General features: G+C 64.3%; 17 protein-coding genes. 8 read left to right on the top strand and 9 right to left on the bottom strand.

What is annotated here, in order from left to right; genetic code table 11:
* Positions 1 to 59: 59 nt before the first annotated feature.
* A complete protein-coding gene (locus ASD34_RS09240) occupies positions 60 to 1,946 on the top strand; it encodes a glycosyltransferase family 2 protein (RefSeq protein WP_082548560.1) in 1,887 nt (628 codons plus the stop codon).
* Entirely contained in the window at positions 1,943 to 3,949 is a 2,007-nt protein-coding gene (locus ASD34_RS09235; RefSeq protein WP_082548559.1) for a rhamnan synthesis F family protein, read from the top strand. Before ASD34_RS09240 ends, ASD34_RS09235 begins: the two co-directional genes overlap by 4 nt.
* Before the next feature lie 80 nt (positions 3,950 to 4,029).
* On the opposite strand, the gene ASD34_RS09230 is transcribed toward ASD34_RS09235, so the two are convergent.
* Complete coding sequence (locus ASD34_RS09230; RefSeq protein ID WP_056575985.1) at positions 4,030 to 4,731, bottom strand: ABC transporter ATP-binding protein; 702 nt, start codon at positions 4,729 to 4,731, stop codon at positions 4,030 to 4,032.
* A gap of 3 nt (positions 4,732 to 4,734) precedes the next feature.
* The gene (locus tag ASD34_RS09225; RefSeq protein ID WP_056575982.1) at positions 4,735 to 5,538 is read right to left on the bottom strand and encodes an ABC transporter permease; all 804 of its coding nucleotides are present in this window, start codon (positions 5,536 to 5,538) and stop codon (positions 4,735 to 4,737) included.
* Positions 5,539 to 5,859: 321 nt separating this feature from the next.
* Here ASD34_RS09225 and ASD34_RS09220 point away from each other — a divergent pair, with 321 nt between their 5' ends.
* Together ASD34_RS09220 and ASD34_RS09215 are read left to right on the top strand one after the other, a co-directional pair.
* Positions 5,860 to 6,864: a glycosyltransferase family 2 protein gene (locus tag ASD34_RS09220; RefSeq protein ID WP_056575980.1), complete on the top strand. Its 1,005-nt coding sequence runs from the start codon at positions 5,860 to 5,862 to the stop codon at positions 6,862 to 6,864.
* 10 nt (positions 6,865 to 6,874) lie between these two features.
* Complete coding sequence (locus ASD34_RS09215) at positions 6,875 to 7,939, top strand: glycosyltransferase family 2 protein (RefSeq protein ID WP_056575978.1); 1,065 nt, start codon at positions 6,875 to 6,877, stop codon at positions 7,937 to 7,939.
* Between the two features lie 40 nt (positions 7,940 to 7,979).
* On the opposite strand, the gene ASD34_RS09210 is transcribed toward ASD34_RS09215, so the two are convergent.
* Both ASD34_RS09210 and ASD34_RS09205 read right to left on the bottom strand, forming a co-directional pair.
* Entirely contained in the window at positions 7,980 to 10,001 is a 2,022-nt protein-coding gene (locus ASD34_RS09210; protein WP_082548558.1) for an acyltransferase family protein, read from the bottom strand.
* Between the two features lie 85 nt (positions 10,002 to 10,086).
* On the bottom strand, positions 10,087 to 10,845 hold the full coding sequence (locus tag ASD34_RS09205; RefSeq protein WP_056575976.1) for a galactosyltransferase-related protein: 759 nt from the start codon (positions 10,843 to 10,845) through the stop codon (positions 10,087 to 10,089).
* 45 nt (positions 10,846 to 10,890) lie between these two features.
* Between ASD34_RS09205 and ASD34_RS09200 the strand changes: the two genes are divergently transcribed.
* The 4 genes from ASD34_RS09200 to ASD34_RS09185 all read left to right on the top strand — a co-directional run bounded on the left by ASD34_RS09200 (position 10,891) and on the right by ASD34_RS09185 (position 14,771).
* Positions 10,891 to 11,982: a glycosyltransferase family 4 protein gene (locus tag ASD34_RS09200; protein ID WP_056575974.1), complete on the top strand. Its 1,092-nt coding sequence runs from the start codon at positions 10,891 to 10,893 to the stop codon at positions 11,980 to 11,982.
* 64 nt (positions 11,983 to 12,046) lie between these two features.
* A complete protein-coding gene (argB, locus tag ASD34_RS09195) occupies positions 12,047 to 12,940 on the top strand; it encodes an acetylglutamate kinase (protein ID WP_056575972.1) in 894 nt (297 codons plus the stop codon).
* A gap of 88 nt (positions 12,941 to 13,028) precedes the next feature.
* The gene (gene slmA, locus ASD34_RS09190) at positions 13,029 to 13,679 is read left to right on the top strand and encodes a nucleoid occlusion factor SlmA (protein ID WP_056575970.1); all 651 of its coding nucleotides are present in this window, start codon (positions 13,029 to 13,031) and stop codon (positions 13,677 to 13,679) included.
* 207 nt (positions 13,680 to 13,886) lie between these two features.
* Complete coding sequence (locus ASD34_RS09185) at positions 13,887 to 14,771, top strand: DMT family transporter (RefSeq protein WP_056575968.1); 885 nt, start codon at positions 13,887 to 13,889, stop codon at positions 14,769 to 14,771.
* Here ASD34_RS09185 and ASD34_RS09180 read toward each other — a convergent pair.
* The 5 genes from ASD34_RS09180 to ASD34_RS09160 form a co-directional block, all read right to left on the bottom strand.
* Positions 14,768 to 15,826, bottom strand: a complete 1,059-nt coding sequence (locus tag ASD34_RS09180; protein ID WP_056575966.1) for a malate/lactate/ureidoglycolate dehydrogenase — start codon at positions 15,824 to 15,826, stop codon at positions 14,768 to 14,770. The genes ASD34_RS09185 and ASD34_RS09180 overlap by 4 nt on opposite strands.
* Positions 15,827 to 15,897: 71 nt before the next feature.
* Positions 15,898 to 17,436 carry a UxaA family hydrolase gene (locus tag ASD34_RS09175; RefSeq protein ID WP_056575964.1) on the bottom strand — a complete coding sequence of 513 codons (1,539 nt, stop codon included), beginning with the start codon at positions 17,434 to 17,436 and terminating at the stop codon, positions 15,898 to 15,900.
* 2 nt (positions 17,437 to 17,438) lie between these two features.
* Positions 17,439 to 18,836 (bottom strand): TRAP transporter large permease, encoded by a 1,398-nt coding sequence (locus ASD34_RS09170; protein ID WP_056575962.1) that lies wholly within the window; start codon positions 18,834 to 18,836, stop codon positions 17,439 to 17,441.
* A gap of 49 nt (positions 18,837 to 18,885) precedes the next feature.
* Positions 18,886 to 19,443: a TRAP transporter small permease gene (locus ASD34_RS09165; RefSeq protein WP_056575960.1), complete on the bottom strand. Its 558-nt coding sequence runs from the start codon at positions 19,441 to 19,443 to the stop codon at positions 18,886 to 18,888.
* Positions 19,444 to 19,454: 11 nt separating this feature from the next.
* Positions 19,455 to 20,462, bottom strand: a complete 1,008-nt coding sequence (locus tag ASD34_RS09160) for a sialic acid TRAP transporter substrate-binding protein SiaP (protein WP_056575958.1) — start codon at positions 20,460 to 20,462, stop codon at positions 19,455 to 19,457.
* Between the last annotated feature and the right edge of the window lie 3 nt (positions 20,463 to 20,465).

Genomic DNA, 20,465 nt, shown 5'->3' with positions numbered 1-20,465 from the left:
TCCGTGTTCACATTCATCCCGCGCAAGCCATCATTTTGAATTAAAAAATAAAACAGCTCATGTATCCACCACGCGTATCAGTTGTTATCCCAACGCGAAATTCCGAAAAGTACCTGAAGGAGGCGTTGGACAGCATCCTGGGGCAGACCTTCACGGATTTCGAGCTGCTGATTGTTGATGACAACTCGACAGATGGCACCCTGGACATCATTCGTGGCTATGAGGATGCTCGCATCACGGTACTGAAGGGGCCTGGCAAAGGCCTGGCTGCCGCGTTGAATTTCGCCTACCGCGAAGCCCGGGGGGAATTCATTGCACGCATGGACGCTGATGACATTGCGGATCTGACGAGACTTGGGAAACAGGTGGCGTTTCTCGACGAGCACCTCGATGTCGGGGTTTGTGGCACGAAATTCCAGCAATTCATGGACGGTGATGCCATTCACCATCACATGGAGCATGTCCGCTATGCCGACATGCTCATGGGCTGCTATATCGGCCATCCCACTGCAATGCTGCGGCGCCAATTGTTCGTAGAAAACAATCTTTTCTACGACGAGTCGATGCGTTTCAGTGAAGACTACGATTTGTGGACGCGCGCCATTCAGATCACGAAGCTGGCAAATGTCCAGGAGGTTCTGCTTCGCTATCGCCGACACAATGAAAGTGCGTCGATTGCCCACATGGACGCAATGCATCGGCTGGATGTCGGTGTCAAGGTCCGGATGATCGGTTACCTCGTGGGCGGTCTCTCGTCAGCCGATACCGAACAGGTCACGGCGATGTTAAAGGGCGAGGCCATCAGCGAGGCCGCCAGAATGGACATATTGGTGAAGCTGATGGCTTCCATCAAGCGCACCGACCTGTGCTCACCGCTTGAGCTTGCTTCCGTGTTCCACCAGATCAAGCCACTGGCCAAGGATGATTTCATTCGCCTGTGCAGGGACATCGTCAGCAAGATTCCGATTTTCGTCATCTCGTTCAATCACCTGACTTACCTGCAGGCAAGTATTGCGTACTTTGAAAAAGCAGGCTTCAAGAACATCCACATCATCGACAACGCGTCGTCATATCCGCCGCTTATCGAATATCTGCGTGCCTCTCCGCACAAAGTGCACTACATGGGGATCAATTACAAGCATACGGTGCTGTTTGACTCCTTGAAATTCAAGGAAATTGTCGACTCGAAGTATTTTGTGTTGACGGACCCGGATGTTTTGCCAGTTGAAGAATGTCCGCTGGATTTCTTGTATGTATTTTTCGATGTTCTGTTGAGTCATCCGGCCAAGAATAAGATCGGGTTTTCTCTCAAGTTGAATGATCTGCCGGATCATTATGAGCTGAAGGAAAATGTGCTCAAGTGGGAAGGACGGTTTTACGAGAAATTGAAGAATCACGGCGAATTGACCGTTTACGATGCGCCCGTGGACACGACATTTGCGTTGTATCGCCCACGAGCGCAATGGCGCACGTCCGACTTTTTCTCGGCGTTCCGAATGGGCTACCCCTACGAAGCGCGGCATTTGCCGTGGTACCGGGATCTTTCGAAGCTGACAGACGAAGAGATCTACTATCGCAGTCTGGATCAGGGAAGCAGCAACTGGAACGGCACGATGAGCGCCGAGCAGCTTCACAAGAAATACGGAACAGGTGTCGCGCTGGATGCAAATTCTGCCCAAGCGAGCGAATCGGATGCGCTGGCTGCGAAGGGCACCTTCGGTGACACCTTCAGGCGTCGCCGCATTGGTGAATTGCGCGGCTACTTTCTCAATGGGCGCTGGCCTTTACTCAATTTGCAAACCATTCCCGGCGAGAGCATCTGCACCACGCTTTATGTCTTTGGAAAATTGCCTCTGATGAGCAAGATTACCGACAGTCGGCATCACATGTATCGCGTATTCGGCGTACTTCCAGTCTGGAAGAAGGAAAAAGAGGATATTGAATGAAGCGTTTGTGCCTTTTTGCTGGATATAGCCCCGAGAATCGGGTCGATGACTATGTCGTTCATTATCTGAAAGAGCTCTCTAAATTTGCCGACGTCTATTATCAGGCGGCAAATCATGCTAATGAAGAAGAGCTCCAAAAGCTGGATGCAGTCACCCAGGGGCGATGGGCACAGGCACATGAAAAATATGATTTCGGCTCTTGGCAAAAATTGATTTTTCGGCTTGGGTGGCAGGAAATAGAAAAATACGACGCTGTCATCTTGGTGAATGACAGCAACTATGGCCCCGTACGGGATTTGGCAGAAATTTTCAACCGCATGGATGCGGCCGGCCTGGATGCGTGGGGTATCACTGAAAACTATGGCAACGCCCGTCACCTGCAGAGTTATTTCCTGACACTGAATCGGCCTGTTGTCGAGAGTCCGTTTTTCCGGAATTTCTTCGAATCCATCGCGGTCGAGGAATCCAAGCAGAAAATATGTGAAAAATACGAGATCGGTTTCAGCAAGCTGCTGGCCGAGAACGGATTTTCCTTTGCATCATTGATCGACAGATCCGTTCTGGACATTCCGTTCGGTGCGGATATCTCGACCTATCAGAACACGCTTCTTCAGAAAGGCTCGCCTTTCCTGAAGCGCAAGGTGTTTTCGTCGCGCAACTTTGCGAGTGAAGACCTTGCGCAGACACGGGCGCTGTTGGAAGAGCTGAAGTATCCCCTCGACTGGATCGCTCCCCCTGAGGCACTGCAAGAGCCGCTGGGCGAAGGTGGCTTGGGCGCCGCGCAAACGCAATCGGACGCGCATGCGAAGGACGCCGCAGACTTTCAGGCGCAAGTGGGGTCACCGCCTGCGACGCCCCTGTCCATTCGCGCTGTGGTCAAGCGGATGCTGTGGCCGCTCTACCGCCCCTTCAAGCTGAGGGTGGTCGACAGGCTGGCCGGCATCGAACATCGAGTCGGTCATCTGGCGGAAAGAATCGACACCGATGGCAGGGATCTGCGAAGCGATGTCGGCAGCCTGCGGCGTGACTTCAGCGAGCTGCGAAGCTCGACTGATGGCCTGCCCAGCTTCTTTGTCGATGTCCGCGCGCAAGTGTCGGGCTTGGCTCAGGGATCCAGGGACACCGCTGCACAGATTGCCGCGCTCCAAGCACAGATGACGGCGCTCTCTCGGAACTCGACGGATGCGGTCGCCCGCCTGAGCGACGTTCAGACATCCGTCGCGGAACTCCACGGGCATCTGGATTGGGTGCAACGAGATATCCTGATTGCGCTTATGTCGAACATCGACCTCGACAGCCTGAAGGGCTTCAAGTGCGTTACGGACTATCCGGTGGCCTATGACAGCCCGGATCACATCCATCCCGTCGGAACCGTTCTCGATCACACGCGGCACCCGCGCTTCATCCGCGCGTGCGAGGACTACTTTGCTGGTTCAGGCAAGCAGTTGTCCTTCTTGGACCTCGGCTGCTCGGCGGGCGGGATGGTGCTCGACGCAGTCCTGCGGGGTCATATTGGCGTTGGCCTCGAGGGAAGCGACATCTCCAGGCTGCAGCAACGTGCTGAGTGGCGGCTCCTGCGCGATTCTCTTTTCACGTGTGATGTGACCCGCCCCTTTGCACTGGGTCGCGGCGAGATCGAGACGTTCAAGTTCGACGTGATCTCGGCCTGGGAGGTGCTTGAGCATCTGACGGCGGAGGGGGTCGAGGGCCTGTTTGCCAATCTTGCGCGCCATACCCGTCCGGGAAGCATCTTCGCCTGCTCCATCTCCCAGGTGGACGGTGGCTTCACGGAAGATGGCACGCCCTTGCACCAAACGTTGGAGCCGCTGCCGTGGTGGCAGGAACGGGCAGCGAAGCACGGATTTGATGTGCTGGAGTCCCAGGCGTTCTTGCCGCTGGACTTCGCTCGGGGCAATGGCAATTCCAGCGTTTACTACCGCCCGGCGCACAGCTACCAGGAGAAGGAAGGCGATTGCTTCCTCGTCGTTTTCCAGCGCCGGTGAAGCTGGCACGGCATGCGGGTCGGGGCCGGCATGCCATGCCGCATGTGGCCCGGAGCATTACCGGCCCTTCGCGCTGAACCTCAGCTTTCGACGATCCGCCCGTGTTCCATATGGATCACGCGATTGCACTCCTTGGCAATCAGCTCAGGCGAGTGCGAGGCCAGCACCAGGATGCCCGACTTCGACACCACGTCGCGCATCCGCTTCTCGGCCTTCTCGGTGAACGCCGCGTCGCCGACCGACAGCCATTCGTCCATCAGCAGGATGTCGGCTTCGACGCTGGTCGAGATCGAGAACGCCAGCCGCATCATCATGCCGGTCGAGTAGGTGCGAACGGGCATGTTCACGTACTCGCCTAGTCCGCTGAATTCGCAGATCTCGGGCGTGAGCCGTTCAATTTCCTTCATGCTCATGCCCATCACGAGGCCGCGCAGCATGATGTTCTCGATGCCGGTGGCGTCCATCTCGATGCCCAGTGCGGGGTCGATCAGGCTGGCCACCGAGCCCTGGCGCGTGAATTCACCCGCCGACGGCTCGTAGACACCCGCCAGTGTGCGCAGCAGTGTGGACTTGCCCGCGCCGTTGTGTCCGACCAGGCCCAGCCGGTCACCGCTTTTGAGTTCGAGGTTGAGGCCGCTGAGCGCCTGCACCACGGTGACCCCGGTTTCCTTGCCGAAGCGCCCGCCCGTGACCGAAGCCGCCAGCGTTTTCTTGAGCGATGCCGAGCCCGCCCCGTAGATGGGAAAGCTGACCGAAACGTTTTTGAGTGAAATGGATGCCATGGATCAGAGCCAGTAGACGACGCGGCGGCGGTATTTGATGAACAGCACGCTCGCAATGGACACGCACAGCACGGTCCACACGCCGATGCCGATCCAGCTGTGCAGGTGCGCCACGCCACCCATGAGCGGCGTGCGCAGCAGGTCGAGCATCTGTGCGAAGGGGTTCCACAGCACGTACTTGGCGCGGCTTGGAAGGTTTTCGGGCAGCCAGAACACGGGTGTGAGGAACATCAGCATTTGCATGAGACTGGTGATGATCTGGGTCACGTCGCGGTAGCGCGTGCAGATGAGGCCCAGCAACAGGCCCAGGGCGTGCGCGTTGATGATGAGGATCACGAAGGCGGGAATGATCAGGAGCACCGACCACGACAGCGTGACACCTGCCCAGATGGCAACGGGGATGTACAGCACGATCTGGTGAAGGAACTGGATCAGGTTGCGCGCCAAGCCTCGCCAGACGAACAGGCTGATGGGAAAGTAGCCCTGTTTGAGGTAGTTGGACGAGCCTACGAAGGCATTGCAAGCGTCGGTGACCACCGCGTTGAACGTTCCCCAGAAGATCACACCCAGCGCCAGATGCGGGAAGAATTTGTCAAGGTGGGTCCCGAAGAGCGAGGCATACAGCGGCCCCATGCCGCCGATCATGACGCCCATGCTCAGCGTGAGCCACAGCGGCCCGAGCATGGAGCGGCGATAGCGCAGCACGATGTCGAACCAGGCCAGCGTCCACCAGATGTCGGTGCGGCGGGTGCCTTCCCACCAGTCGGCCAGGGCGCTTCGATGGAGATTGGAATGAACTTGGCTCATGCGTGTGCGGTCGTGTTTTTGTCTGCCATGCGGACAGTGAGGTCCAGGGTCAGGGTCCCACCACCGCATGACACGGCGATGAGCAAAAGCGCTTCGTGGCCGAGGGGGATCAAGCGGGATTTCTTGGAGGGCTATGGCCGCGGGGGCCGGAACGGTGCTCGTGCGAGCCCGCGCATTTTATTCAGAGTATCAACTGAGAGATAATTTTACCGGCTCCGGTTCCCCTGCAATTCGTAACCATGGAAGAGCCCACCGCTCCCCCCGATCGGCCGGGTTGCAGCTGCCATCGGCAGCATGCCCGACAGAAAAATCGATCAACCCATGCGCAGTTCCCATCCCCTCGAAGTCTCCGTCGCCCTGTGCACCTACAACGGCGCCCGCTTTCTGCGCGAACAGGTGCGCAGCATCTGCCTGCAGACCCGGCCGCCGATCGAGATCGTGCTGTCCGACGATGCCTCGCGCGACGGCTCGGTCGACGTCGTGCGTGCCACGGTCGCCGAATGCGCGGCGGAGCGCCCCGGGCCGCCCATTGCCCTGCGGGTCTTCGAGAACCCGGTGGCCCTGCGGGTCGTCAAGAACTTCGAGCAGGCCATCTCGGCCTGCACCGGCGACCTGATCGCGCTGAGCGACCAGGACGACGTGTGGGTGCCGGACCGGCTCGAGCGGATGGTGGCGCCATTCGTGCAGGACGACAACCTCTGGCTGCTGCACACCGACGCGCGCCTGGTGGATTCCCAAGGCCTTGACCTGGGCAACACGCTGTTCCACGCGCTCGAGGTCACGCCGTCCGAGCTCGAGCGGATTCACACCGGCCGGGCCTTCGACGTGTTCCTGCGCCGCAACCTCGTGACCGGCGCCACCACGGTTTTCCGTCGTGCGCTGCTCGCCGATGCGCTGCCGCTGCCGGTCGAATGGGTGCACGACGAATGGCTGGCCATCATCGCGTCGACGACGTCGCGGGTCGAACTGCTGGAAGAGTCCCTCATCGAGTACCGCCAGCACGAATCCAACCAGATCGGCGCCCGCCGCGACACCTTCAAGGAAAAGGTGCACAAGGCGCTCGCCTCGCGCGGCAACACGCACGTCGAGCGCGCGGTCAAGGCCGAGCTGCTGCTGGAGCGCCTGCTGCAGCTGGGCGACCGTGTGCCCCCCGAAATCATCGACAAGGTGCGCAGCAAGATCGTGCACCAGCGCTTTCGCGCTGCCTTGCCGGCGTCGCGGCTCTCGCGCATCGTCCCGATCGCCCGCGAAGCCATGACCGGGCGCTACGACAAGTTCGGCCGCGGGGTGCGCGGCGTGGTCCGCGATCTTTTCGAATCCGTCTGACACAACAACAATGAACCCAACCAACGTCCCCGCGAACTCTTCCCGGCCCGGCGAGCCGACGGCCTGGCCCAACGTCGTGGTCATTATTCCGTTCTACAACGGCGCCGATTTCATCGAGCGCTCGGTGAAGAGCGTGTTCGAGCAGTCGGTGCCCGCGCACGAGGTGATCGTGGTCAACGACGGTTCCCGCCCCGAAGAGCGCGCCGCGCTCGACGGGCTGGCCGCGCGCTATCCATTTCGCATCCTCGACAAGGAGAACGGCGGCCAGGGCTCGGCGCGCAATGCGGGCGTGGCGGCGTCGACCTCCGAGTACATCTGCTTCCTGGACCAGGACGACTTCTACCTGCCGAACCACATCGAGACGCTGGTGTCGTCGATTCCGGCGGACGACCGCCTGTTCGGCTACATCTACGCCGACCTGTACGAGGCGGACGGCGACGGCAACGTGATCCGCACGGGCGTGATCAAGGAGCATGCGACGCACCCCAAGCGCAACATCAACGACCTGCTGCGCAACGACATGTTCGTGCTGCCGTCGGCTGCGCTGGTGAGTCGTAGGGCCTTCGAGGCCGTAGGTGGTTTCGATTCGCAGTTCATGGGCTTCGAGGACGACGACCTGTTCCTGCGCATCTTCCGCAAGGGCTTCAGCAACTACTTCGTAGACAAGGCGGTCACCGTCTGGTGCATTCACACGGCGAGCACGTCCTTCGGTATCCGGATGATCCGCAGCCGCTTCAGGTACTTCAAGAAGCTCACCGAGATGTTCCCCGACGAGCACCTGCGCGGGCGCTACTACCTGCGCGATTTCCTGATGCCCCGCTTTCAACCGTACTTCGTCAACCACGCGATCGAGTCGATCAAGAACGATGACCAGTACCGCGAGGAGATGAGCGCGATCCTCAACGAGTACGGAGCGATGGTGCTTTCCAACCCGTATGTGGGGCGCAAGAAGAAGCTGCGCCTGCGGATCACGTTGTTCCTGCTCAATCACTGCCCGCCGGGCGTGGTTCGACTGGTTGGCGCGTTGACGAAGCTGCCGGTCATTCGCGGTCTGCGCAAGGTCTACAAGTCCTGAGGAGCGATGCGGCAGCCCGAAGGCCGCCACCACCCCATCCTTAGCGCGCTGGGGCGGAGGTCGTCATCACCGGGTCCATGTAGGTCGCGTGCTTGCGCACGTACTCGGCGCGCAGGTGGCCGGCGTCCTTGTAGATCGGCGTGGCGTCGGCGTCCGCCCGGGTGCACTGGTCTTTCTCGCACAGCGTCGGGATCGGGTCGATCACGATGGCGCCGCTGCGTTGCGCGATTTGGCGCATGCGCTCGTGCAGCACCTTTTGCTCGGGAAGCCAGGGCGTGGTCGGCGACATGCGACCGACGGTCATATCGCCCAGGCGATCGCCCTTCACGAATTCTTCGGGTCCGAAGCCTTCGCCGACCGGGTTGTCCAGCAGCAGGTAGACCTGCTTGTGCTTGGACAGGGTGGTCAGCACGGTCTCTAGCATGTTGAGCGCGAAGTCTGCGCCACCACCGCCCATGAAGCGGCGCTGATTTTTGCCATCGAGGTAGTAGTAGCGGTCCGACGCAGCGTTGTTGGCGGTGGGCTTGTCGGTTTCCGAAAAGTAGCAGTTCCAGCAGCCGCCGAAGACGACGGCGTCGAACTTGTCGCTCATCGCCAGGCGCATGCCGCCATCACGGCGTTCGCCGCAGAGGTTGTTCTGCTCATCGACCACGTTGGGAATCGGCGGGCAGGCGCCCCAGGTCACGAAGGAGAGCGAGTCGAGCGTGCCCGGCGAGGTCTTGGCGAGCTCGACCGCGCGCGGCCCGTACTGCTCGACGTGGCTGTCGCCGAAGAACAGCACGCGCCGCTTGCCCTGGCCGATCTGCTGCAGCACTTCGCCATCGACCTTGATCGGGCTCAGGCCGTCCGGGTAGGCCCAGTCCTTGGCGGCGGCGGCGGTCTTGTTGAAGTACGGATCGCTGTGGCGACCCACGTAGTAGCGCGTGGTCGCGAGCAGGCCGAGCACCACGAAGCCGACCATCACGGCTACCAGCCCGGCCGTCACTGTCGGGTTCTCGCTGCGGCGCGTGTAGCGCTCGACAAAGCGGTAGGTCAGCCACGCGAGCACGAACGAAGCCACCAGCATCAGCGCGCGGATGCCGTCCGATGGCAGCTTGCCTTCCAGGATGCGCGCGTACGCGAGCAGCGGCCAGTGCCAGAGGTAGAGCGGGTAGCTGATGAGCCCCACCCACACCATCGGCTTGGACGCAAGCACGTAACGGTTCAGCATGCCGGTCGGCCCGGCGGCGATGCAGAAGAAGGCGCCCAGCGACGGCAGGATGGCCCAGAAGCCCGGGAAGGCCTTGCCGCCACGGATGTAGCACAGGCCCAGGATGATCAGCACAAGGCCGGCGATCGACTGCGCATGGCGGGTCCATCCCGGCTTCGGCGGCGGCCTGTGCAGGCGCGCGTAGGCCAGCATGCCGCCGATCATCAGCTCCCAGAAGCGCGACAGCGGCGAATAGAACGCGGCCGTGCGATGGCTGTGGATGGTCGTCACGTTGAGCAGGAACGACATCGCCGCCACCGTGCCGAGCACTGTCAGCATGCGCCACTTGCGCTTCCAGGCCAGGCCCAGCAGCACGGGCCAGAAGATGTAGAACTGCTCCTCGATGGCCAGCGACCACAGGTGCAACAGCGGCTTGGTCTCGGCGGCGTTGTCGAAGTAGCCGGCCTCGCTCCAGAAGGCGAAGTTCGAGACGAAGCCCGCGCCGGAGGCCACATGCTTGCCCAGCTGTTCCCACTCGTGCGGCAGCAGCGAGAACCAGCCGAAGGCCATGGTGGCCAGCAGCACCAGCGCCAGCGCCGGAAAGATCCGCTTCACGCGGCGCGCATAGAACTCGCGGTAGCTGAAGCCATCGCCCTGGAAGCTGCCCAGGATGATGGTCGTGATCAGGAAGCCCGAGATGACGAAGAAGATGTCGACGCCGATGAAGCCGCCCTTGATCCACTGCGGGAACGCGTGGTAGCCGAGCACCGAGAGCACCGCGACCGCGCGCAGTCCGTCGATGTCGGGGCGGTATTTCGGGTGAACCAGGTGGGCGTGTTCGGAGAGAGGGGGCGGGCTGCTCGTGGTCGTCATCGTCGGTGCTGAAAGCGGCGCTTGCGGGCTTCGGTGCGGGGCTTTTCGGCCCCGATTGTCCCCGCAAACGTCGCGGCGCCTTTTTTCAGGCGGTGGTGCGCTGCAGCCGCCGGTAGCGCCAGAACGCCCCCGACAGCCACACCTTGAGCAGGCTGGTCACGTGCCAGTACAGGTACTTCCTGCTGCGGTGGCTGGCGCGCTGGGCGTCGTGGCGCGCGTGCAGGTCTTCGGCCACCTGGAGCTTCCAGCCGGCCAGGCGGGTGCGGGCGCAGATGTCGAAGTCTTCCCCGTACATGAAGAAGCGCTCGTCGAAGCCGCCGATGCGGCGGTAGGCCGCGCTGCGGAACAGCATGAACAGCCCGGGAATCCAGGCCGGCACGGCCGGCGGCTGGTAGCCGGGCTTCTTGCGGCCCAGGATCTCGAACGGGGTCAACAGGTCGCGGTGCGGTTCGGGCACGAGGCGGCCCGACTCCAGGATGCGCGGCGTCATCAGGCCGGTGTCGGGCGCAGCCTGCGCGAGCATCGGGGCGAGTACGTCGGCGTCGAAGCGGATGTCGGGGTTGAGCACCAGGAACCAGGGCGTGTCGCAGCGCGCGAAGGCCTGGTTGTGGTTGGCGCCGAAGCCCAGGGGCGACGCGTTCTCGATGCGCTCGATGGCGAAGCCCCAGTCGCGCCCTGCGCTCAGGTCGGCCTCGGGAATGTTCAGCGTGAGCACGACCTTGGCGATCGAGCCTTGGCTGTGCCGGTCGAGCTGCTCGAGCAGCGGCAGCACCAGCGCGAGCTGGCCGTGGCTCACGATCGACAGGGTGACCGGGGCGTGGGGTGAAGAAGGGGGCGTGGGCATGGTCTAATTTCGCTCGGGAATTCTAGGGTTCCCCCAACCCCACACATGATTGCCCTGATCATCCTCAGTTTCTTCGTCTCCGCCGTCGCGGTGCAGCTGTTCATGCGCCGCGCGCGCAGACACGCGCGCCGCTACGGCGCCGACATGCCCCAGCGTTTCCACAAGGGCCACGTGCCGCGCCTGGGCGGGGCCGGCATCATGCTCGGCATGAGCACGGCCTGGCTGGGCGCCGGCCTGATCGAGCCGCTGAACATCGCCTGGCCGCTCAAGTCCTCGATGCTCACGCTGGTGTGCATCCTGCCGGCCGTGCTCGGCGGCATCGTCGAAGACGTGACCCAGCAGGTCAAGGTGCGCTACCGGCTGGGCCTGACCATCGGTTCGGCGCTGCTGGTGTGCTGGGTGCAGGGGCTGGGCGTGGCGCGCACCGGCTTCGAGACGCTCGACGGCTGGCTCGCGATGCTGCCGTACGCCTCGCTGGTCTTCGCGGCCCTGGCCATCGGTGGCCTGCCGCATGCCTTCAACATCATCGACGGCTACAACGGGCTGGCCGGCACCGTGGCCGTGCTCGTGTGCCTGGCCATCTCGCACGTCGCGCTGCAGCTGGGCGACCGGCAGTTGGCCGCGATGGTGATCTGCCTGGTCGGCGCCACCTTCGGCTTCCTGGTCTGGAACTACCCGCGCGGCAAGATCTTCGCCGGCGACGGCGGCGCCTACGTCTGGGGCATGGTGATCGCCGTGGCCTGCGTGACGCTGGTGCAGCGCCACCGCGTGGTGTCGCCGTGGTTCCCGATGCTGCTGCTGATCTACCCGGTGTGGGAGACGCTGTTCTCCATCTACCGCAAGCTGGCCCGGGGCCAGTCGCCGGGCACGGCCGACGCGCTGCACTTTCACCAGCTGATCTTCCGGCGCATCGTGCGCGTGGCCTTCGCGGACGACGAGGCGCGCCAGCTGCTGGCGCGCAACAACCGCACCTCGCCGTACCTGTGGATGTTCGCCGCGCTGTCGGTGGTGCCCGCGGTGCTGTTCTGGAACAACACCTTCGTGCTGATTCTGTTCTGCCTTCTGTTCGTCACGACCTACGTCGGGGCGTACCTGATGATCGTGCGCTTCAAGGTGCCGCGCTGGCTGCGGCCCTGATCGCCGGCGCCCCCTTGTTGCGAGAATTCCTTCCTTCGTCCACCGCTTCGGAGCCTGCCTGTCCATGACCGATCCCGTCCTCAACATTCCTCCGCGCGACAAGGCCGAGATCCTGGCCCAGGCGCTGCCGTACATCCGCAAGTTCCACGGCAAGACCATCGTCATCAAGTACGGCGGCAACGCCATGACCGACCCCGCGCTGCAGGCCGACTTCGCGGAAGACGTGGTGCTGCTCAAGCTGGTCGGCATGAACCCGGTGGTGGTGCATGGCGGCGGCCCGCAGATCGAGGCCGCGCTGAACAAGCTGGGCAAGAAGGGCAGCTTCGTGCAGGGCATGCGCGTGACCGACGCCGAGACCATGGAAGTGGTCGAATGGGTGCTGGCCGGCGAGGTGCAGCAGGACATCGTGGGCCTGATCAACCAGGCCGGCGGCAAGGCCGTGGGCCTGACCGGGCGCGACGGCGGCCTCATTCGCGCGCAGAAGCTCAAGCTGGCCGACCGCAGCGACCCCAACGTGCAGCACGACGTGGGCCAGGTCGGCGACATCGTCTCCATCGACCCCAGCGTGGTCAAGGCGCTGCAGGACGACGCCTTCATTCCCGTCGTGAGCCCGATCGGCTTCGGTGAAGAGAACGAGAGCTACAACATCAACGCCGACGTCGTGGCCGGCAAGCTCGCCACCGTGCTCAAGGCCGAGAAGCTCATGCTCCTGACCAACACGCCCGGCGTGCTCGACAAGGACGGCAAGCTGCTCACCAACCTGAGCGCGCGCGAAATCGACGACCTGTTCGCCGACGGCACCATTTCCGGCGGCATGCTGCCCAAGATCGAGGGTGCGCTCGACGCAGCCAAGAGCGGCGTGAACGCGGTGCACATCATCGACGGCCGCGTGCCCCATGCGATGCTGCTCGAGATCCTGACCGACCAGGCCTACGGCACGATGATCCGGGCGCGCTGAACGCCCCTCGCGTGCCTTCGTCGATCCGAAGGCGCGCGCTCACTGCGCTGTGCGAGAATCAATTGATTACATCTTTGCACGCGCTCCCATGCAGAACGAAGAGACAGCTGCCCCCGGCGTAGAGACCCCGGCCGAAACGCCCGCCGCCGTACCGACGCGCAAGCGCCCCAAGCCGGGCGAGCGGCGCGTGCAGATCCTGCAGGCGCTGGCCGCCATGCTGGAGCAGCCCGGTGCCGAGCGGGTCACCACCGCCGCGCTGGCCGCGCGGCTCGAAGTGAGCGAGGCGGCCCTGTACCGCCATTTCGCGAGCAAGGCCCAGATGTTCGAGGGCCTCATCGATTTCATCGAGCAGAGCGTCTTCACGCTGGTCAACCAGATCCTCGAGCGAGAAGGCGCCACCGGCAGCCAGCAGGCCGCCCGCATCCTCACGCTGCTGGTGCAGTTCGCCGAGCGCAACCCCGGCATGACGCGCGTCATGGTCGGCGATGCCTTGGTGTTCGAGAACGAGCGCCTGCAGCAGCGCATGAACCAGTTCTTCGACAAGATCGAAGCCACGCTGCGCCAGGTGCTGCGCGGTGCGGCCGCTGCCGATGGCTCGGCCACGCCCAGCGTCGACGCCCAGGTGCGCGCCGCAGCGCTCACGGCCTTCGTGGTCGGGCAGCTGCAGCGCTTTGCGCGCTCGGGCTTCCGTCGTGCGCCTTCCGAACACCTGGATGCCACGATCGCCCTGATCGTTTGATGGAACGGCCGGCTCCCCGCCGGTCTGCCGCCGCCATGCCGTACTCGACGCAGCCTCTGGCGGCGCGTACGATGATTTCTTCCCTTGCCGCACGCGGTGCCGCGGTGACAAGCCCGTTTCGCATGACCTCTGACGGGGAGGTTCGGATGAACGTCTGTCTTTCCTTCTGCCCACGCAGCCGCGGCCCCTGGCCTTCCGGGGCTCGCGATGCCTGACGCGGCCGTCGCCCGCCCGACCCTTCTTCTGCACACCGTCGCGCTCACCGCGATCGCCATGGTCGCGTTCGCGGCCAACTCGCTGCTGTGCAGGCTCGCGCTGCAACACGGCGGCATCGACCCCGCCAGCTTCGGCAGCATCCGGCTCGCCTCCGGCGCGGTCACGCTCGCGCTCGTCGTGCGCTTGCGCGCGCAGCCGTCAGCCCTCGGGCGCACCAGTTGGCTCCCGGCTGTGATGCTGTTCGTGTACGTCGCGTTCTTCTCCTTCGCTTACCTGAGCCTGTCCGCGGGCACGGGCGCGTTGATCCTCTTCGGCGCGGTGCAGCTCACGATGCTGGGCGCGGGCCTGGGCGGCGGCGAGCGCTTCGGCGCCCTCGCGTGGTTCGGCTTTGTCCTGGCGGCAGCTGGACTCGTCTACCTGGTGTCGCCTGGCGTGGCCGCACCGCCGCTGCTCGGCGCCGTGCTGATGGCAGTGGCGGGCGTGGCATGGGGCGTCTATTCGCTGCGCGGCCGGGGCGTGGCCGATCCGCTGGCTGCGACCGCGCGCAACTTTTTGCGCGCGGTGCCGATGGCCTTTGCGCTGAGCCTGGTGTTCGCCACGCGTGCGCATGCCGACGCGCACGGCATCGCGCTGGCTGTGGCCTCCGGGGCGCTGACCTCGGGGCTCGGCTACGTCGTCTGGTACGCGGCGCTGGGCCGCCTGTCGGCGTTGCGGGCGGCCACGGTGCAGCTGTCGGTGCCGCTGCTGGCGGCGTTCGGTGGCGTGCTGTTCCTGTCGGAAGCGATCACGCCGCGGCTGGCGCTTGCGTCGGTGGCGATCCTCGGCGGCATCGCGCTCGTGCTGAGCCAGAAGTCGCGTCAAGCGGCGCGGCGTTAGGCGACGGCCACGCCCACCTTCGCGCCAGCGGCGACGATCTCGCCCCAGGTCGCGTCATCGACCCACACCCCGTCGCGGCGGCGTGCCGCGCGCGCCTGGCGCTCCGGTTCGCCTGCAATCTGCACGGCCTCGAAGCCCTGGCCCGGCGGACTTTGCCGCAGCCAGCCGATGAACTCGCGCGCCTCGTCGTCGAAGGCCTTCTGGGTGCCGAGCTTCACGGGGTCGATCAGCACCGTCAGCATGCCGTTGAGCACGGTGCGTGCCGTGTCAGCGGGCCGGTGCCAGGTGCCGCCGCCCGTGAGCGCGCCGCCCAGCAGCTCGCAGGCCACCGCCATGCCGTAGCCCTTGTGCTCGCCGAAGGTCATGAGTGCACCGAAGAGGCCGTTGCCCTGCGGCACGACGACCACGCCCGGGTCGTTGGTGGGCGCGCCTTTCTCGTCGATGAGGTAGCCGTCGGGCACCTGCTCGCCCTTGTTGTGGGCCACGCGCATCTTGCCTTGTGCCACGCGGCTGGTTGCGTAGTCGAGCACGAAGGGCTCGGCGCCCGCGAGCGGAATGCCGATGCAGCACGGGTTGGTGCCGAAGCGCCCGTCGCCGCCGCCCCAGGGCGCCACCACGGGCCGCGAGAGCACGTTGACGAAGTGCATCGCGACCAGCCCTTGGGCGGTCGCCATCTCGGCGAAATGCCCGATGCGCCCGAGGTGGTGCGCGTTCGCGAGCGTGAAGATGCAGCTGCCGTGCTGCTTCGCCCGCGCAATGCCGAGTTCCATCGCCTGCACGCCGACGATCTGCCCGTAGCCGTGCTGGCCGTCCAGGCCCATCAGCGTGCCGATGTCGAGGTTGACCTTCACGGCCGCGTTGGGCACGAGGCCGCCCTCGGCCACCGCATCGATGTAGCGTGGCAGCATGCCCACGCCGTGGGAGTCGTGGCCGCTCAGGTTGGCCAGCACGAGATTGGCGGCCACCTGCTGCGCCTCGGCGGCGCCGCTGCCCGCGGCTTCAAGCACGCGCGCGACGTTGGCTTGCAGGCCATCGGCCGGCAGTGTTCTGGACATGGATCAGACTCCTCTTGCGTTCAATGTGACGGCGTGGCCGCAGGGACGGGCGGGTACCGGCTGCGCCGGCCTCACATCACCGCGCCGACTTGCCACGGCACGAACTCGTTCTGCCCGTAGCCGTGCTGCTCGCTCTTCGAGTGGGCGCCCGAGGCCGTGGCCAGCACCAGTTCGAAGATGCGCTGGCCCATCTCCTGGATCGAGGCCGTGCCATCGACGATCTCGCCGCAGTTGATGTCCATGTCTTCTTCCTGCCGCTGCCACAGCGCCGAGTTGGTCGCGAGCTTGAGCGAAGGCGAGGGCGCGCAGCCATAGGCCGAGCCGCGCCCGGTCGTGAAGCAGATGAGGTTCGCGCCGCCGGCCACCTGGCCCGTGGCGCTGACCGGGTCGTAGCCTGGCGTGTCCATGTAGACGAAACCGTGCGCAGTCACGGGCTCCGCGTATTCGTACACCGCTTCGAGGTTGCTGGTGCCGCCCTTGGCGACCGCGCCCAGCGACTTTTCGAGGATCGTGGTGAGCCCGCCCGCCTTGTTGCCCGGCGATGGGTTGTTGTTCATCTCGCCTTCGTTGATCTCGGTGTAGTGCTCCCACCACTTGATGCGGTCCACGAGCTTCTGGCCCACCTCGCGCTTCACCGCGCGGCGCGTGAGCAGGTGCTCGGCGCCGTACACCTCGGGCGTTTCGCTGAGGATGGCCGTGCCGCCGTGCGCCACCAGCAGGTCGACCGCCGCGCCGAGCGCCGGATTGGCGCTGATGCCCGAGTAGCCGTCGGAGCCGCCGCACTGCAAACCGATGGTGATGTGCGCCGCGCTGCACGGCTCGCGCTTCACCGCGTTGGCGCGCGGCAGCATTTCGTTGATGAGCGCCACGCCCTTCTCGACCGTCTTGCGCGTGCCGCCCGTGTCCTGGATGTTGAAGGTGCGGAAGTTCTCGCCTTCGGCCAGGTGGCCGGTCGCGAGCCAGGCGTTGATCTGGTTGGCCTCGCAGCCGAGTCCGACCACCAGCACGCCCGCGAAGTTCGGGTGCGTGGCATAGCCCGTGAGCGTGCGCTCCAAAATTTGCATGCCCATGCCCTGTGTGTCCATGCCGCAGCCCGTGCCGTGCGTCAGCGCGACGATGCCGTCGACGTTCGGAAACGCCGCGAGTGCCTGCGGGTTGGTCTTGCGCGAGAAGTGGTCGGCAATCGCGCGCGCGGCCGTGGCCGAGCAGTTCACGCTGGTCAGCACGCCGATGTAGTTGCGCGTGGCCACGCGACCGTCGGCGCGCTTGATGCCCATGAAGGTGGCCTCGCGCTTCGCGGGCGCGGGCTTCACGTCGACGCCGAAGGCGTAGTCGCGCTCAAAACCTTTTGTGACGGCGCCCTTGTCAGGGCCCATGTCCAGGTTCTGCGTGTGCACGTGCTCGCCGGGGGCGATGGGCTTGCTCGCGAAGCCGATGATCTGGTTGTAGCGGCGCACCGGTTCGCCCTGCGCGATGGCGCGCATCGCGACCTTGTGGCCCGGCGGAATGAGGCCGCGTACGGCCACGTTCTCGACCAGCGTGCCGCCGAGAAGTTGTGCGCGCGCGATGACGACGTCGTCGGCGGGATGGAGTCGGATGTAGGGCGTCATGGTCAATAGAACATCTTGGGCAGCCACAGAACGAGCGCGGGCATGTAGGTGATGAGGCCCAGGCTCAACAGCAGAGGCACCAGCCAGGGCAGGATGGCCATCGTCGTGCGCTCGAAGCTCAGGCCCGCCACGCGCGCCAGCACGAACAGCACCATGCCCATCGGCGGGTGCAGCAGGCCGATCATGAGGTTGAGCACCATCACGAGGCCGAAGTGGATCGGGTCCACGCCGAGCTGCGTCGCAATGGGCAGCAGGATCGGCACAAGGATGGTGATGGCCGCCGTCGGCTCCAGGAAGCAGCCCACGAACAGCATCAGCAGGTTGGCCAGCAGCAGGAACACCCACGCGTCCTTGGTGAAGCTCAGCACCCAGCTCGCGATGTCGGTGGTGACGCCCGTGGCCGTGAGCATCCAGCCGAAGATCGACGCGGCCGCCACGATGAACAGCACCGTGCTCGTGGTCTCGATGGTGTCCAGGCAGACCTTGATGAACATCTTCCACGACAGCGTGCGGTACCAGGCAAAGCCGAGAATCATGGCCCACACGCAGGCCGCGATGGCGCCCTCGGTGGGCGTGAACAGGCCCGTGGTCATGCCGCCGATGAGCAGCACCGGCGTCATGATGGGCAACAGTGCCTCGAAGCTGAAGATCTTGTCGAGCACGAAGAGCGAAGCCAGTCCCGCGAACACCGTGAGCTGCGGCGGCGTACCCAGCTTGGCCACCAGCAGCCACAGCAGCATCGGCCAGCCGACCACCACGACCAGCTCCATCAGCGCCTTGAACAGGCGCGTGCGCGAGAACTTGACGTCGGCGCCCCACTTGTTCTTGTGCGCGTAGTAGGCCACCGTGAGCATCATCAGCACGGCCATCATCACGCCCGGCAGCAGGCCCGCGAGAAACAGCGCGCCCACCGACACGTTGGCCATCATTCCATAGATCACGAACGGCAGGCTCGGCGGAATGATGGGGCCCAGCGTGGCCGACGCGGCCGTCACGCCCACCGCGAACTCGGTGGAGTAGCCGTGCTCCTTCATGGCCTTGATCTCGATGGTGCCCAGGCCGGCCGCATCGGCAATGGCCGTGCCGCTCATGCCCGCGAAGATCACCGAGCCCAGCACGTTCACGTGGCCCAGGCCGCCCTTGAGCCAGCCCACGAGCGCCAGCGCGAAGTTGTAGATGCGCGTGGTGATGCCGGCGTTGTTCATCAGGTTGCCGGCCAGGATGAAAAAGGGCACGGCCAGCAGCGGAAAGCTGTCGATGCCGCTCACCATGCGGTGGATCACCACGAACGGCGGCAGCGTGCTGTCGCTCACGAGGATGTAGACCAGCGAGGCGCCGGCCATGGCAATGGCCACGGGGATGCCGCCGGCCATGAAGAACAGGAAGATGATTTTCAGCATGGGTTGTGTCGCAGGACCGCGCCTGCGTCTGTGGGCCGGTGGGTCCGCGTCAGCGGTCGCGCAGGGTGGATTCGGGTTGTTCGAGCACGCTGTAGCCGCGCTGCCAGTGGATGCGCAGCACCTGCAGCGAACGCCACGCCATCGCGGCGAAGCCGAACACGCACAGCGCGTACACCACATTCATCGGCAGGTCGACGAGCGTCATGCGCGTCTGGTTGCCGATCTTCATCATCATCTGCACTGTCATGACGACGGCCGCGACGAAGAAGGCGGTGCGCAGCACGTCCACGGCCATCGAGAGCACGCGGCCCATGGCGCGCGGCATGTGGCGGTAGAAGAAGTCGACCTGGATCTGGTTGTTCTTCGCCACGCCCATCGCCGCGCCGATGAAGACCACGCCGATGAGCAGGTAGCGCGCCACTTCTTCCGTCCAGGCGGCCGAGTCGTTCATCACGTAGCGCGTGACGAACTGGTAGAACACTGTCAGGCCCAGCAGCCAGAAGACGGCCAGTGAAATCCAGCCCTCGGCGATGGTGTCCGACAGGTCGACCACTTCGTCTTCCGCATGGAAGTGGCCCTCGTCGTCGATGATCTTCTGTTCGGTCATGGCCGCGTCGCTTACTTGATGGCCAGGATGCGGTCGTAGTCCTGCTGGCGGTAGCCTTGGTCCGTCGGCTTGGTGGCCTTCAACACCGCTTCACGGAACGCGTTCTTGTCGACGGTGATCACGTTGTTGCCCTTCTTCTTGAACTCTTCCACCAGGCGCGCTTCCGACGCGATGATCTCGCGGCCGGTTTTCTCTGCGGCTTCCTGCATCACCTCGGTGAAGATCTTCTTGTCTTCCGCCGAGAGCTTGGTCCACAGCTGGCCCGAGGTGATGGTGAGCAGCGAATCGACGATGTGGCCTGTGAGCGAAATGTTCTTTTGCACCTCGAAGAACTTCTTGGCCTCGATGGTCGGCAGCGGGTTCTCCTGCGCATCGACGGTGTTGTTCTGCAGCGCCAGGTACACCTCGGCAAAGGCGATCGGCGTCGGGTTGGCGCCCAGCGATTTCGGGAACGCCAGGTAGGCCGGCGCGTCGGGCACGCGGATCTTCAGGCCCTTCATGTCCTCGGGTTTGGCCACGGGCCGCGCGGCGCTCGAGGTGACGTGGCGTGCGCCGTAGTAGCTCAGCGCCGTGATGTGGTTGCCGCTCTTGTCGTCGTAGCCCTTGGCGAGCTCCTTGAAGACGTCGCTCTTGGCGTACTTGAGCTGGTGCTCGGCGTCGCGGAAGATGAACGGGAAGTACGAGATCGCCAGCGGCGTGTAGGTGCGGCCCGCGAAGCTCGCACCCGACAAAATGATGTCGACCGTGCCCAGCGTCAGGCCCTGGTTGATGTCGGCTTCCTTGCCCAGCGTGGAGGCCGGAAACACCTGCACTTCGTAGCGGCCGTTGGTGCGCTTCTTGATCTCGTCGCCGGCCCACACCGAGTACTTGTGGAAGGGCTCCGAGGTCTCGTACACGTGGGCCCACTTGAGCTTGGTCTGCGCGCTGGCGATGCCCGTCACGCCCAATGCGCCGGCTGCGAGGGCGCAGGCGGCCAGGGCCTTGAGGGCGGTGCGTTTGCTGTTTTTGCTGCGGGTCATGTG

Source organism: Variovorax sp. Root473, assembly GCF_001426505.1.
GTDB lineage: Bacteria > Pseudomonadota > Gammaproteobacteria > Burkholderiales > Burkholderiaceae_C > Variovorax.
The sequence above is the reverse complement of the archived record's forward strand: the minus strand, read 5'-3'. Positions and strand labels throughout refer to the sequence as shown.

Excerpts from the sequence above, each read along its gene's own strand:
- ASD34_RS09240 (WP_082548560.1), top strand. The coding sequence starts at position 60 with ATGTATCCACCACGCGTATCAGTTGTTATCCCAACGCGAAATTCCGAA.
- ASD34_RS09235 (WP_082548559.1), top strand. The coding sequence starts at position 1,943 with ATGAAGCGTTTGTGCCTTTTTGCTGGATATAGCCCCGAGAATCGGGTC.
- ASD34_RS09230 (WP_056575985.1), bottom strand. The coding sequence starts at position 4,731 with ATGGCATCCATTTCACTCAAAAACGTTTCGGTCAGCTTTCCCATCTAC.
- ASD34_RS09225 (WP_056575982.1), bottom strand. The coding sequence starts at position 5,538 with ATGAGCCAAGTTCATTCCAATCTCCATCGAAGCGCCCTGGCCGACTGG.
- ASD34_RS09220 (WP_056575980.1), top strand. The coding sequence starts at position 5,860 with ATGCGCAGTTCCCATCCCCTCGAAGTCTCCGTCGCCCTGTGCACCTAC.
- ASD34_RS09215 (WP_056575978.1), top strand. The coding sequence starts at position 6,875 with ATGAACCCAACCAACGTCCCCGCGAACTCTTCCCGGCCCGGCGAGCCG.
- ASD34_RS09210 (WP_082548558.1), bottom strand. The coding sequence starts at position 10,001 with ATGACGACCACGAGCAGCCCGCCCCCTCTCTCCGAACACGCCCACCTG.
- ASD34_RS09205 (WP_056575976.1), bottom strand. The coding sequence starts at position 10,845 with ATGCCCACGCCCCCTTCTTCACCCCACGCCCCGGTCACCCTGTCGATC.
- ASD34_RS09200 (WP_056575974.1), top strand. The coding sequence starts at position 10,891 with ATGATTGCCCTGATCATCCTCAGTTTCTTCGTCTCCGCCGTCGCGGTG.
- argB (WP_056575972.1), top strand. The coding sequence starts at position 12,047 with ATGACCGATCCCGTCCTCAACATTCCTCCGCGCGACAAGGCCGAGATC.
- slmA (WP_056575970.1), top strand. The coding sequence starts at position 13,029 with ATGCAGAACGAAGAGACAGCTGCCCCCGGCGTAGAGACCCCGGCCGAA.
- ASD34_RS09185 (WP_056575968.1), top strand. The coding sequence starts at position 13,887 with ATGCCTGACGCGGCCGTCGCCCGCCCGACCCTTCTTCTGCACACCGTC.
- ASD34_RS09180 (WP_056575966.1), bottom strand. The coding sequence starts at position 15,826 with ATGTCCAGAACACTGCCGGCCGATGGCCTGCAAGCCAACGTCGCGCGC.
- ASD34_RS09175 (WP_056575964.1), bottom strand. The coding sequence starts at position 17,436 with ATGACGCCCTACATCCGACTCCATCCCGCCGACGACGTCGTCATCGCG.
- ASD34_RS09170 (WP_056575962.1), bottom strand. The coding sequence starts at position 18,836 with ATGCTGAAAATCATCTTCCTGTTCTTCATGGCCGGCGGCATCCCCGTG.
- ASD34_RS09165 (WP_056575960.1), bottom strand. The coding sequence starts at position 19,443 with ATGACCGAACAGAAGATCATCGACGACGAGGGCCACTTCCATGCGGAA.
- ASD34_RS09160 (WP_056575958.1), bottom strand. The coding sequence starts at position 20,462 with ATGACCCGCAGCAAAAACAGCAAACGCACCGCCCTCAAGGCCCTGGCC.